Raw genomic sequence first — 12,501 nt, forward strand, 5'->3', positions numbered from 1 at the left:
GGTGGTGCTTCGCGCAGTTGAACTGAGCGGCGATTTAGCCTGTGCCGGATAGGGTAAACCGCTATCCGGCACAGGCTGGGTTATCAGGTATTAATCTTCGAAGAACCAATAGCCGCTATTGACCAGTGCGGCGAGCATGGCCAGGAACGACGGATCGTCCAGGGCATCGCCAAACATCTCCCCGGTCAGCACAATATGGCTTGCCAGTGCTGTCAGCGCCGGTCGGTGCGGCGAATTGATTCGCTCACCATTGGCGAAAACATCTTCCCCGATGCGCAACACGCGCAGCCCGCCAAGACGCACCAGTTTGTCGCCCTGTTGCAGCGCGTCATAGATCTCATCTGGCTGATAAGGCGGCTCCGGCGGTGCGATATCCAGTTCATGGCGCGTCTGCGAAATAAATTCACCCAGCCACTCGCTAAACTGCGCGGGTTGGTTGATCAAATCGAGCATCATCTCGCGTAATTTATCCTGCTCTTCCGGCAGAATATCTGCCGGGTGTTCACGCGGTGGGACGTCCGGATCGGTGTAACGATGGCTACCCAGTTCACGTTGCAGAATATAATCGGCAAAGCCGCTAATCAGCTCGCGACCGCTTGGAGCACGGAAACCGACGGAATAGTTCAGCGAGTTTTCCAGCGAATATCCCTCATGCGGGAACCCTGGCGGAATATAGAGAATATCGCCCGGCTCCAGTTCTTCGTCGATAATGGCCTCGAACGGATCCACTTGCAGTAAATCCGGGTGCGGACAATGTTGCTTCATCGGCGTTTTTTCGCCTACGCGCCAGCGGCGACGTCCGGTGCCCTGAATAATAAACACATCGTACTGATCAAGGTGTGGCCCAACGCCACCGCCCGGCACCGAGAAAGAGATCATCAAATCATCGGTACGCCAGTCGGGCAGGGCGCGGAATGGCCGCATCAGCGCGGCGGCTGGCTGATGCCAGTGGTTAACGGCCTGCACCAGCAACGACCAGTTGCTTTCACCCAGATGATCAAAGCTCTCAAAAGGGCCGTGACCCACCTGCCATTTACCGTCAAGGTGGCTGACCAGGCGGCTATCGACTTCATTTTCCATTGCCAGACCAGCCAGCTCATCCGGGCTGATAGGATCGACAAAATTTTTAATTCCGCGTTTCAGCACGACCGGGCGTTTTTGCCAGTAGCGTTGAATAAAGTCTGGCCAGTTTATGTCTACGTGATATTCCATATGCGTTTCCGGCAATTAATCAGGGCTGAGTAATGGATCATAGTAATGCTGCCAGGGCATTTTGTCCTGCGTAACGGCGCGAACAGGCAAGAAAAAGGGGCCACGATGGCCCCAGAGTATTTGTCTCTGTGTGTTATTGACTCAGTCCACGGCAACCACGGTCTGCTGGCGGCCAAACACCACTTCCATTTTTGCACCGCCGAGCAGGCTTTCTTGCGTCAGGATCTGGCCTTCATACTGATCGACAATGTCGCGCGCCACCGAAAGCCCAACGCCCTGTCCTGGCCGTAACGTGTCGGCGCGTTGCCCGCGATCGAACACCATTTCGCGCTTGGCAGCAGGAATGCCAGGGCCATCATCCTCAACAATAATATGTAGCGTATCGTCTGTTTGTTGGGCTGAAATTTCAACAAATTCAAGGCAATATTTACAGGCGTTATCCAGCAGATTGCCCATAACTTCCATAAAATCATTTTTTTCGCCAACGAAACTGATCTCCGGTGAGATATCCAGGGTGATGTTCACCCCTTTACGTTGGTACACCTTGTTCAGCGCGGAGGTCAGGCTGTCGAGCAGGGGGGCAACCGGGTGCAGTTCCCGGCTGAGCAGGCCACTGCTGCCGCGCATGGTGGCTCGATGCAGGTAATAGCCAATCTGCTGAGAAATACGGCTGATTTGTTCCAGCATTATAGGTTCGGCCTCGCCCACGCTCAGCTTCTCACCGCGCAGCGAGCGAAGCGTACTTTGCAAAACCGCCAGCGGCGTTTTCAGACTGTGCGTCAGATCCGTGAGCGTAGTGCGGTATTTATCGTAGCGTTCACGTTCGCTTTTTAGCAGACGGTTGAGGTTACTCACCAGGCTGGTCAGCTCGCGGGTCGTTTCCGGGTTTAACAGCTCGCGGTGGTGCTCTTCCAGTTCACGAACTTCCCGCGCCAGTGCTTCGATGGGGCGCAGGCTCCACCATGCGGCCAGCCATAACAGCGGCACCACCAGTAGCAGGTTGGCGGCCAGCACGTAGACAAACCAGCTCCACACCATGTAAGAACGTTTCAATTCAATAGGAATAGTATCGACCACTACAATGGTGAGCTGTGGCATCCGCGCGGTTGCGGGGTAAATATTGACCGCGACCGAGTGGGTCATTTCTGAACTGCTGTCGTCTTCGCGGATCTCTTTTAACTGCCGGGCGACGGAATGATCATCGTCGACCAGCGTACTGCTGGCACCCACATCGGCTTCGATTTCATGAAACCCATTGGTTTTCAGCCAGTCGGGTTCTATGCGTTGCTGTAGCCACGGTACATCGCGTTGTGACCAGATCAGCTTGCCTTGCTGATCGTAAATAAGCGCCACGGTTGGGCTTTGCAGATTGAGATTTTCCGGCAGATCAACATTCAGCGCGTTGTTTTCCCACTTCGCCAGCGTGTAGAACAGGTTGCTTTCGCCGCGCAGCAAACGGAAAGTGGTTTTGTCAAAGCTGACGCTATAACCCACCAGCGCGACCATGCCATAGGCGAGGGAGAGCACCATCACCACGGCTGCGGTGGCGAGTAAAAAACGTACCCGCAGCGAGAGCGGAAAAAAATGTCGTAACACGCGTCTCATTTAGGCAGTTCGAATAAATAGCCCTGGCCACGCACTGTGGTGATCACATCGCCCGGATATTGTGCCTGAATTTTTTTACGTAAACGCCCCATCAGTACATCAATGGTATGGCTTTCGCGCAGTTCCGCATCAGGATACAGCTGTAGCATCAGTGAATCTTTACTGACCACTTTACCGCTGTTGCGGATCAGCGTTTCCATAATGGTGTATTCGAAGGCGGTCAGTTTGATCACATCGTCATTCACGGAGAGTTCGCGACGGGAGAGATCAACCTGAAACGGCGGCATAGAGATCAGCTGTGAAGCAAGGCCACTATTGCGGCGCATCAATGCCTGAATACGGGCCATCACTTCTTCAATATGGAACGGCTTGGTGACGTAATCGTCGGCCCCGGCGCTCAGCACTTCAACTTTGTCCTGCCAGCCTTCACGGGCGGTCAGCACCAGCACCGGCAGCGTGACGTCATGACTGCGCCAGCGGCGGATCAACGACAACCCATCTTCATCTGGCAGGCCGAGATCAACGATGGCAACATCCGGGATATGTTCGTTAAGAAAGTAATCGGCTTCCTTTGCATCTTCCGCCGCATCTACCTGATGTCCCAGCTCCTGCAACTGAACTTTTAAATGGTGACGCAGCAGAGCATTGTCCTCCACAACCAGTATGCGCATGGTCAGAACTCTCCATAATAATTTGATACATCTAGTCTAACGCTGATTGTGGTGCAGAAGGGATAAACATTTATTAAACCGCAGAGGAGAGAAACCCTCTTTCATGGCGAAAGAGGGTGTGATGAGGCAATTACTTCAGTTCGTCAACCAGAGTGATGGCACGACCAATATAATTGGCTGGCGTCATGGCTTTCAGGCGGGTTTTCTCTTCTTCCGGCAGCGCCAGACCATCGATAAACTGTTTCATGCCTTCGGCATCGACACGTTTGCCGCGCGTCAGCTCTTTCAGTTTTTCATACGGCTTTTCAATGCCGTAACGACGCATAACCGTCTGGATAGGTTCGGCCAGCACTTCCCAGTTGTGATCCAGCTCGTCGAGCAGACGATCGCGGTTCACTTCGAGTTTGCTCACGCCTTTCAGGGTTGACTGGTAAGCAATCAACGCATAACCGACACCGACGCCGAGGTTACGCAGCACCGTAGAATCGGTAAGATCGCGCTGCCAGCGGGAGACCGGCAGTTTACTGGCCAGATGCTGCAACACCGCGTTGGACAGGCCGAGATTGCCTTCGGAGTTCTCAAAATCAATCGGGTTGACCTTGTGCGGCATGGTAGAGGAGCCAATTTCTCCTGCGATGGTTTTCTGCTTAAAGTGGTTCAGCGCAATATAGCCCCAGACATCACGATCGAAATCGATCAGGATGGTATTGAAGCGCGCCATGCAGTCAAACAGCTCCGCAATATAATCGTGCGGCTCTATCTGCGTGGTGTACGGATTCCATTGAATGTCCAGAGAGGTGACGAACTCTTCGCTGAACAGATGCCAGTCGACTTCCGGATAGGCGGCGATGTGAGCGTTATAGTTACCCACCGCACCGTTGATTTTGCCCAGGATTTCGACCTGATTTAACTGACGGAACTGGCGATCCATGCGGTAGGCGACGTTGGCCATCTCTTTACCGATGGTGGACGGCGTTGCCGGCTGACCGTGGGTGCGGGAGAGCAGGGGAATATCGCGATATTGCACCGCCAGTTCTTTAACCCCGTCGATAAGCTTGCGCCAGTAAGGCAGGATCACCTCGTCGCGGGCGGTTTTCAGCATCAGCGCGTGCGACAGGTTATTGATATCTTCTGACGTGCAGGCGAAGTGGATAAATTCAGAAACGGCGTGCAGTTCCGGAATGTCCGCCACTTTCTCTTTCAGAAAGTATTCAACCGCTTTTACATCGTGGTTGGTGGTGCGCTCGATGGTTTTAATACGTGCTGCGTCTTCTTCACTGAAGTCTTCGACGATTTTATCGAGGAAACCGTTTGCGTGGACAGCAAAAGCAGGAACTTCCTTGATCGCCGCGTGTGCCGCCAGTTTTTGCAGCCAGCGCACTTCTACCTGAACGCGAAATTTCAGCAAACCGTATTCGCTGAAGATCCCGCGCAGCGCGCTGACTTTATCGCCGTAGCGTCCATCGACAGGGGAAACGGCGGTCAGTGAGGATAATTCCATAAGTCACAACTCCGGGAGGTTAACAATGAGCAAGAATTTGTTTGGCCTGGGTCGTCAGGCGATTTCGGGACAACATTAATTGCAGGCGACCGCCGCCGACCTGGTGCCACAGCACCGCGGCGCGGATCCCGGCTAGCAGGGTAGCGCGGACTTTCGCCTGCACTTGCGGGCTTTGCAATACCGCAGGCGAACCCGTTACCTGGATACGCGGCCCGAGCGGGCTAATCACATCAACATAAATGGCGGCCATCGCGCTCAGCAGTGTGTCTGACTGTAGATCAAAATGCTCCAGCTGGCGCTGTAAACCGGCAATACGGTTGCCAAGCGTATCCATGGCTCCTTTGTTGCCGGCAAGTTTACGCTCCAGCACCATCATACTTAGCGTGTAGCGGGTCAGCTCGGCATTAAGCCCCTGGCGGCTGCTGGCATTGAGTACACCGAGCAGGGTTTCCAGCCCGGTGCGCAGGTTGGTTTCGCTGCCGCCGAAGACGCTGAGCGTTGAGTCAGGATTGAGATCGATAACACTGTTCAGTGAAACATGCAGCGCGTCGCTGTCACAATGCCCCTGGTGCGCCAGTTGTTGCACCAGACGTGCCGACTGGCAAATGCCTGCCAGCGCCAGGGTAATGTCGTAATAGTTCTTCGCCACTCTCGCTCCTTTTGCGCCCGCCTCTTAGCCACAGCGCGGGCTTTCGTCAGTCCGGTCTTGTGAGATCGTGTTTACAGAGGCAGCGGCAAACGCTGCTCAATAATGCCGCCGCCAAGGCACACTTCGCCGCTGTAGAACACAGCCGACTGGCCCGGTGTCACAGCAGCTACCGGATCGTCAAAACGCACTTCAATGCGTTCCGCGTCCAGTACGGTTACCGTGCAGGGAATATCTTCCTGACGATAACGGGTTTTCACCGTGCAGCGCAATGAGCCCTGCAGCGGCTCACGATCGACCCAGTGTAGTTGCTGGGCAATCAGCCCGACGGACATCAGGCGCGGGTGTTCATGGCCTTGTGCGACGATAAGGATGTTGTTTTCCACGTCTTTGTCGACGACATACCACGGCTCTTCGCTGCCTTCTTTTGTACCGCCAATGCCAAGGCCTTTGCGCTGCCCGAGCGTATGGTACATCAGCCCCTGGTGCTCGCCGATCTCTTCACCGTCAACAGTGAGGATTTTGCCCGGCTGGGCAGGGAGGTAGCGGCCAAGGAACTCACGGAATTTACGTTCGCCGATAAAACAGATGCCAGTAGAGTCTTTTTTCTTCGCGGTGGCCAGCCCCAGGTCTTCAGCAATCTTACGGACCTGCGGTTTTTCCAGCTCGCCAACCGGGAACAGGCTTTGCGCAATCTGTTCATGGCCCAGTGTATAAAGGAAATAGCTCTGATCTTTGTTGCCATCCAGACCGCGCAGAAGGCGGCTTTTGCCATCCACATCTGCACGGCGCACATAGTGACCGGTGGCGATGAAATCCGCACCCAGATCTTCGGCGGCAAACTCAAGGAACGCTTTAAATTTGATCTCTTTGTTGCACAGAATATCCGGGTTCGGCGTACGCCCGGCTTTGTACTCGGCCAGGAAGTGTTCGAACACGTTATCCCAGTATTCTGCGGCAAAATTGACGGTGTGAAGCTCAATGCCGAGCTTGTCGCAAACAGCTTGCGCGTCTGCCAAATCCGCGGCCGCTGTGCAGTATTCTTCGCCGTCATCCTCTTCCCAGTTCTTCATGAACAGGCCTTCCACCTTGTAGCCCTGTTGTTGCAACAGGTAAGCGGAAACGGAAGAGTCAACACCGCCGGACATACCGACGATCACTTTTTTTGGGCTATCTGACATAAGAATACTCACGACGTAGAACTTCAGGGCGGCGTATTCTAGCACGGGCTGGCGACGCAGGCATCCTTTGTTGCCCCTCTCAGGTTGCCGATGCGTTGCTTTTCGTCGCCATGCTCTGGCTTACGCTGTAAATGGCCAGTTAAACTCGCCCACCAGCGCCAGCGGATAACGCTCCCCGCGCTGCCAGCTACGGATGCTCTCTGCCACCAGTGGCGAGCGTAAATTCGACGCCTGCAAAATCTCTTCAGCGCTCACCCAAAGGCAGCGATCAATATCCCTATCGTGCGGCTCAGTGGCGCACATTTCGTTAAGCTCAATGGCAAACAGGAAACGTAAAAACGGGGTTTTGTCTGGCGCAATCCAGTGATGCATGCGAATAAACTGCTGCGGTGCGGCGTCAATGCCGGTTTCTTCCCAGAGTTCACGCTTTGCAGCCTGTACCAGGGTTTCGTTGGCTTCGAGATGACCTGCAGGTTGGTTCCAAAGGGTTTTTCCGCGAATCGTTTCTTCGACCACCAGGAATTTACCCTGTGCATGCACCACACAGGCAACGGTTACGTGGGGTTTAAACATGGGTACCTCCGTTGCGTATTAAGCGTCTCGCCACTCGCCATTAGCGAGGTTATCCAGCGTGTAAGTTCCCATAGCGTAACGGATAAGTCGCAGGGTAGGGAAGCCAACATGCGCCGTCATGCGCCGCACCTGGCGGTTACGTCCTTCATATAAAGTGATTTGCAGCCAACCGGTGGGAATGGACTTGCGTTCACGAATGGGCGGATTACGCGGCCATAGCCACTCTGGCTCGCTGACCCGCTCGACACCTGCGGGCAGCGTGGGGCCATCATTCAGGGTGATGCCATTACGCAGGGCGTTAATGGCTTCGTCGGTTGGTTCGCCTTCAACCTGAACATAGTAAATCTTGCCGGTGCGTTTGCCCGGCTGGGTCAACTGTGCCTGCAAACCCCCATCATTGGTTAACACCAGCAACCCTTCGCTGTCGCGATCGAGGCGACCAGCCGCATACACCCCCTGAACAGGAATATAATCCTTCAGTGTGCTGCGCCCGGCTTCATCAGTGAACTGCGGCAAAACATCGTAGGGTTTATTGAACAAAATCACACGTTTTGGCTGGCTTTTACGTTCAGACTGAGTAGCTTGTTGTGAGCTGAATCGCTCAACCCGGTGATTTCTAAAAGAACTTTTCTTCATGGTATTTTCACTGGTTATCAATTGCCGCATTATAACCGAATCACGATTGCCTTTCATGGAACCCAACTATCGGTTAGTATTGATGGGCTCATTACAATTCATTAACAAAAAAACGGTTTGCTCTGTGTGATTCACGTAACAGGTGAGCGGACGCAGTCTGAGCGCCCCGGCATGAAGTCAGCGAGCAAAACAACCAGAAGCGCTCGAAGGAGAGGTGAATGGAAAGCAAAGTAGTTGTTCCGGCGGAAGGTAACAAGATCACCCTGCAAAATGGCAAACTCAACGTTCCGAATAACCCGATTATCCCGTTCATTGAAGGGGATGGGATTGGTGTTGATGTTACGCCGGCGATGCTGAAAGTGGTCGATGCCGCTGTGGAAAAAGCCTATAAGGGCGAGCGTAAGATTTCCTGGATGGAAATTTATACCGGTGAAAAATCTACCCACGTTTATGGCCAGGATGTCTGGCTGCCGCCTGAAACGCTTGATCTGATCCGTGATTACCGTGTTGCTATCAAAGGCCCTCTGACCACGCCGGTTGGCGGTGGCATCCGTTCTCTGAACGTTGCGCTGCGCCAGGAACTGGATCTCTATATTTGCCTGCGTCCGGTACGTTACTACCAGGGTACGCCAAGCCCGGTAAAACACCCGGAACTGACAGACATGGTCATCTTCCGTGAAAACTCCGAAGACATTTACGCTGGCATTGAGTGGAAAGCTGACTCTGCCGACGCGGAAAAAGTGATCAAATTCCTGCGCGAAGAGATGGGCGTGAAGAAAATTCGCTTCCCGGAACATTGCGGTATCGGCATTAAGCCGTGCTCCGAAGAGGGCACCAAGCGCCTGGTTCGTGCAGCGATTGAATACGCCATCACCAACGACCGTGATTCCGTTACGCTGGTGCACAAAGGTAACATCATGAAGTTCACCGAAGGCGCGTTCAAAGACTGGGGTTACCAGCTGGCACGCGAAGAGTTCGGCGGCGAACTGATCGACGGTGGCCCATGGCAGAAAATCAAAAACCCGAAAACCGGCAAAGAAATCATCATTAAAGATGTGATCGCCGATGCGTTCCTGCAGCAGATCCTGCTGCGTCCGGCTGAATATGACGTTATCGCTTGTATGAACCTGAACGGTGACTACATTTCTGACGCCCTGGCGGCACAGGTTGGCGGTATTGGTATTGCCCCGGGTGCAAACATTGGCGACGAGTGCGCTCTGTTTGAAGCGACCCATGGTACTGCGCCGAAATATGCAGGCCAGGATAAAGTGAACCCGGGTTCCGTGATCCTCTCTGCAGAGATGATGTTGCGTCATATGGAATGGTTCGAAGCCGCAGACCTGATCGTGAAAGGTATGGAAGGCGCAATCGCTGCCAAAACCGTAACCTACGATTTCGAACGTCTGATGGAAGGCGCTAAGCTGCTGAAATGCTCAGAGTTTGGCGACGCGATTATCGCGAACATGTAATCCGCCTCACGGGTTAAACAAAAACGGGAGCCGCTTGGTTCCCGTTTTTTATTATTAGTATTCGAACGGTTATCCAAACAAGTTATCAAATTTGTATGCCAGGAGTATCCTGACCGACTTGGCCATAATGGGGGAAAAAATGAAAATTTCTGATCGTGTGCAATATGCTATCGATGATGCAAATTCAGGAAAACCTCAATCAGCGTTAATGCATGCATGTTTTGCTTTAGAAGGAACCGGAAATAAAATTTTTGATAGATCCATTGGGAGCCATAATGTTTTTGTTAATACATTCCAGCGTTATCAATGGGCTATTGAACCAATGTTCGCCTCCGGAATAAATATTGAGGAAACAATTTTTAAAAATATTTCTTTGAAAAAAAGAGAGGCACATTTATCAGAAGTACTTTATGAGATTTTTAGATGTAATTTCGCTCATGGTAACGAATTACCTGATGGGTTTGATATTGAATTCACTACCGATCCGAATCTAAGAAAAGTAGTTTTGTCTAAGCAAAGTATAATAATGCCAGATACGATAATATATGCCCTTTGCTCAGCGGTCGTTTTCTCGAGTGTAAATAGCGATAGCAAAATCAACGATGGTTATTACTTATCTCTTGGTACAATGTATTTTGATATCAATCGGTGGTGGGGAAGAGAAGACGATGCAAAAATATGTTTTTCTACTGTAAAATCTCCACGCATTGTATTAAATCTAGATTCCATGATTTAACTGATGACACTAATTTTTGACCATTCTTTACCTCGATCATCGTGATAGCGGGCAGTTTGATTAGGTGATCTGTGTCCAGGAAGTTTTTGCGTATCGTAAAGACGCTCTGCTAAGGGGCGTTGTTCATGGAAATCAGTTGGCGTGCCATCCCATCAGTCAATTTGTACTTTATCCCTCGCTTTATGGAAATTCATTGTAATGATGTTCGATTTTCCCTTGATTCCCGCATTCAGACTGCGAAGTCGCCTGCAAGAAATACACCAGATACGAACTTACTGCATAATCCTGGCACCGCGCAATTACTTCACGCAAGCTCCAGTTGATTGCGTTTAAACCCAGCGCTAAGGGAATGGCGATTTTACTCGCGGTTTTCCCCTGGACAATGAACGGAGGCTGGGCCAGCCATCGGGCAATGTATGCATTAATCAATGCACAGACCAGCTATTATGCCCTGAACGAAGTCAGACGGCTGCTAATAGACAAGGGTAAAAATTTCGGCCATGCTTTCCTGGTTCATACGCTCTACAGGACGAATATGATGGACACCGTTGAAGAACTTAATGGTACCTACTACTACGCAGGATGCTCGAACCTGACTGCAACTGAGCTTTTTTTTATGGTCTTTATCTTTAACACTGCGGATCAGTTCGGTGTTAAAGATATAGTTTCAATCTATGCCCTTTACGCTGGTAGGAATGATCAACTTACACGTACTAAGCCTAAAGATGCTTTGCCTGGTACATCCAGACTATCAAAAGGGATGAGACGAGTGTTTGGAGACAGAATGTTCCCATTTGGTTTAAAAATGCCTACATGGATTGGCGGTTATACGCCCTGGACAGTAAAACGCAGAATGGTCAGGAAGATTGGAACATGGGTAGGCCGCACTATTCCTGTTGTAGGTGAGATAATTCTCGCTGCTGATGTCTCGCAGATTATTTATAATTCAGTTAGAGAATACAACATGATAGCGCGGGGCAATGATAAGATATGGTGAACGATGATATTGAAAAACGTGTAATCGAAATGATCACTGTTCGAAGTGGTGTATATATATTTAGAAAAAAGAAATATGACACTTACACAAAAGAATCGAGTATCCATTTCGACGTGAGATTAGACCAGGACGATGTCGAGGAGCTCGTTGACGAGTATTCCAAAGAATTTAATGTGGATATGAGTGATTTTCATCTTGAAAAATATTACCCGCCGGTCAATTTCTCATGGAATCCCTTTAAGAAGCCAGAACCTGTTGATATTCAAGAATTAACTATTGATATGTTTATTCAATCGGCCAAAGCTGGGCGTTGGTTGTATAACTGACAATATCCAGATTGTCTTAGGGCTGTTAATATCACCTCGTAAGAGTGTATCGCAGATGGCTGCTACTAGAAGGGTAAAGCTTCAGGGTCCTAACGTTATTTTACCGTGTACAAATGAGAAACATTAAATAGCTCAAACCAACTGATTTAATTGAATAATTTCGGTTGAATTGAGTGGGTTTGAACCTGTCCCCTCAAACGCCATGTTAATGCCTGTCATAAAAGACGCTTTATACCAAAAATGGGCGCTGTTAACATTACTTTCTGTTATTAGAGGCGAGCATGTCATTACATATGGTTTCAATGATGTAGTTTGATTTTGATGCTCGCTCTGCATATGGAAACCTTCATTAAATGCTATCTCTATGTATCTACTGCTAATATCCTTATACCCACACAGTTTGTATGATATCCTTCGCTTCTCGGTTCCTGGCCACACCGCACCGGGCTTTTATTCTGGTTGTGTGGCTATAAAAATTAATATCAGTCGCGCCATGGTCGCCACTACAGGGAAATTTTCACAATGCAAAAAATAAGAGTACTGATGCTGATTGGATTAATGACCGCCAATATAGCGTTGGCAAAAACATGTGCCCCTTCGGATGCTGAAGCCGCTGATGTGGTGGTAGATTCATTAAATACCTGGAGTGCTGTTAACCAATATCGGGTAAAATTTGGCCACTGTGATGAGGGTGACATTGCGGAAGGTATTTCCGAATCGGTTGCGCGGCTTTTGGTCGACCACTGGGATACCTTGCCGGATTTAACAACCCAGATCAGTAAAAATCCTGCGCTAAAGAATTACGTACTTCGACATATTGATTCAACACTTGATGCTAAAGATCTTGATAAAATCCGGAATCAGGCATCACAGTTATGCCCCGTAAAACAGGACGCGCTTTGTCGCGAAATCAAGCGAGCAGCAGAAAAAGCAGCACAAGAATAACAT

13 protein-coding genes and 1 pseudogene are annotated in these 12,501 nt (G+C 50.7%); 5 read left to right on the plus strand and 9 right to left on the minus strand.

The features are described from left to right. Positions 1 to 90 precede the first annotated feature (90 nt). From RTX30_RS00445 to rluE, 8 genes are all read right to left on the minus strand, one after another. Positions 91 to 1,212 carry a cupin domain-containing protein gene (locus RTX30_RS00445; RefSeq protein WP_312685730.1) on the minus strand — a complete coding sequence of 374 codons (1,122 nt, stop codon included), beginning with the start codon at positions 1,210 to 1,212 and terminating at the stop codon, positions 91 to 93. A gap of 141 nt (positions 1,213 to 1,353) precedes the next feature. Beyond that, the gene (gene phoQ / locus RTX30_RS00450; RefSeq protein WP_312685732.1) at positions 1,354 to 2,817 is read right to left on the minus strand and encodes a two-component system sensor histidine kinase PhoQ; all 1,464 of its coding nucleotides are present in this window, start codon (positions 2,815 to 2,817) and stop codon (positions 1,354 to 1,356) included. Further along, positions 2,814 to 3,488: a two-component system response regulator PhoP gene (gene phoP, locus RTX30_RS00455; protein ID WP_312685734.1), complete on the minus strand. Its 675-nt coding sequence runs from the start codon at positions 3,486 to 3,488 to the stop codon at positions 2,814 to 2,816. Before phoP ends, phoQ begins: the two co-directional genes overlap by 4 nt. 130 nt (positions 3,489 to 3,618) lie before the next feature. Further along, entirely contained in the window at positions 3,619 to 4,989 is a 1,371-nt protein-coding gene (gene purB, locus RTX30_RS00460; protein WP_312685736.1) for an adenylosuccinate lyase, read from the minus strand. Positions 4,990 to 5,008: 19 nt separating this feature from the next. Continuing rightward, entirely contained in the window at positions 5,009 to 5,638 is a 630-nt protein-coding gene (gene hflD / locus RTX30_RS00465) for a high frequency lysogenization protein HflD (RefSeq protein WP_312685738.1), read from the minus strand. A 71-nt stretch (positions 5,639 to 5,709) separates the two neighbouring features. Continuing rightward, a complete protein-coding gene (mnmA, locus tag RTX30_RS00470; RefSeq protein WP_312686788.1) occupies positions 5,710 to 6,822 on the minus strand; it encodes a tRNA 2-thiouridine(34) synthase MnmA in 1,113 nt (370 codons plus the stop codon). 114 nt (positions 6,823 to 6,936) lie between these two features. Then, the gene (locus tag RTX30_RS00475) at positions 6,937 to 7,389 is read right to left on the minus strand and encodes an NUDIX hydrolase (RefSeq protein WP_312685740.1); all 453 of its coding nucleotides are present in this window, start codon (positions 7,387 to 7,389) and stop codon (positions 6,937 to 6,939) included. Between the two features lie 18 nt (positions 7,390 to 7,407). Then, positions 7,408 to 8,055, minus strand: coding sequence for a 23S rRNA pseudouridine(2457) synthase RluE (gene rluE, locus RTX30_RS00480; RefSeq protein ID WP_312685741.1), 648 nt, complete (start codon positions 8,053 to 8,055; stop codon positions 7,408 to 7,410). A gap of 188 nt (positions 8,056 to 8,243) precedes the next feature. Here rluE and icd point away from each other — a divergent pair, with 188 nt between their 5' ends. Beyond that, positions 8,244 to 9,494 (plus strand): NADP-dependent isocitrate dehydrogenase, encoded by a 1,251-nt coding sequence (icd, locus tag RTX30_RS00485; protein WP_312685742.1) that lies wholly within the window; start codon positions 8,244 to 8,246, stop codon positions 9,492 to 9,494. Between the two features lie 139 nt (positions 9,495 to 9,633). After that, the gene (locus tag RTX30_RS00490) at positions 9,634 to 10,230 is read left to right on the plus strand and encodes a hypothetical protein (protein WP_312685743.1); all 597 of its coding nucleotides are present in this window, start codon (positions 9,634 to 9,636) and stop codon (positions 10,228 to 10,230) included. On the opposite strand, the pseudogene RTX30_RS00495 reads toward RTX30_RS00490, so the two are convergent. Continuing rightward, positions 10,227 to 10,614: pseudogene (locus RTX30_RS00495) on the minus strand (integrase); the annotation flags it as partial. The gene RTX30_RS00490 and the pseudogene RTX30_RS00495 sit on opposite strands and share 4 nt — an antisense overlap. A 154-nt stretch (positions 10,615 to 10,768) precedes the next feature. Between RTX30_RS00495 and RTX30_RS00500 the strand changes: the two are divergent. The 3 genes from RTX30_RS00500 to RTX30_RS00510 all read left to right on the plus strand — a co-directional run bounded on the left by RTX30_RS00500 (position 10,769) and on the right by RTX30_RS00510 (position 12,498). Next, complete coding sequence (locus RTX30_RS00500; RefSeq protein ID WP_312686790.1) at positions 10,769 to 11,227, plus strand: STM2901 family protein; 459 nt, start codon at positions 10,769 to 10,771, stop codon at positions 11,225 to 11,227. Beyond that, the gene (locus RTX30_RS00505) at positions 11,221 to 11,553 is read left to right on the plus strand and encodes a DUF1493 family protein (RefSeq protein WP_312685744.1); all 333 of its coding nucleotides are present in this window, start codon (positions 11,221 to 11,223) and stop codon (positions 11,551 to 11,553) included. The genes RTX30_RS00500 and RTX30_RS00505 overlap by 7 nt, the downstream gene beginning before the upstream one ends. 522 nt (positions 11,554 to 12,075) lie before the next feature. Next, positions 12,076 to 12,498 (plus strand): hypothetical protein, encoded by a 423-nt coding sequence (locus tag RTX30_RS00510; protein ID WP_312685745.1) that lies wholly within the window; start codon positions 12,076 to 12,078, stop codon positions 12,496 to 12,498. The last annotated feature ends 3 nt before the right edge of the window (positions 12,499 to 12,501 follow it).

Source organism: Kosakonia sp., from assembly GCF_032052965.1.
In the GTDB taxonomy this organism is placed as follows: Bacteria; Pseudomonadota; Gammaproteobacteria; order Enterobacterales; family Enterobacteriaceae; genus Kosakonia.

What these genes read in the sequence shown, in the direction of transcription:
- RTX30_RS00445 (WP_312685730.1), bottom strand. Translation starts at nt 1,212, where the DNA reads ATGGAATATCACGTAGACATAAACTGGCCAGACTTTATTCAACGCTAC.
- phoQ (WP_312685732.1), bottom strand. Translation starts at nt 2,817, where the DNA reads ATGAGACGCGTGTTACGACATTTTTTTCCGCTCTCGCTGCGGGTACGT.
- phoP (WP_312685734.1), bottom strand. Translation starts at nt 3,488, where the DNA reads ATGCGCATACTGGTTGTGGAGGACAATGCTCTGCTGCGTCACCATTTA.
- purB (WP_312685736.1), bottom strand. Translation starts at nt 4,989, where the DNA reads ATGGAATTATCCTCACTGACCGCCGTTTCCCCTGTCGATGGACGCTAC.
- RTX30_RS00475 (WP_312685740.1), bottom strand. Translation starts at nt 7,389, where the DNA reads ATGTTTAAACCCCACGTAACCGTTGCCTGTGTGGTGCATGCACAGGGT.
- rluE (WP_312685741.1), bottom strand. Translation starts at nt 8,055, where the DNA reads ATGCGGCAATTGATAACCAGTGAAAATACCATGAAGAAAAGTTCTTTT.
- icd (WP_312685742.1), top strand. Translation starts at nt 8,244, where the DNA reads ATGGAAAGCAAAGTAGTTGTTCCGGCGGAAGGTAACAAGATCACCCTG.
- RTX30_RS00490 (WP_312685743.1), top strand. Translation starts at nt 9,634, where the DNA reads ATGAAAATTTCTGATCGTGTGCAATATGCTATCGATGATGCAAATTCA.
- RTX30_RS00500 (WP_312686790.1), top strand. Translation starts at nt 10,769, where the DNA reads ATGGACACCGTTGAAGAACTTAATGGTACCTACTACTACGCAGGATGC.
- RTX30_RS00505 (WP_312685744.1), top strand. Translation starts at nt 11,221, where the DNA reads ATGGTGAACGATGATATTGAAAAACGTGTAATCGAAATGATCACTGTT.
- RTX30_RS00510 (WP_312685745.1), top strand. Translation starts at nt 12,076, where the DNA reads ATGCAAAAAATAAGAGTACTGATGCTGATTGGATTAATGACCGCCAAT.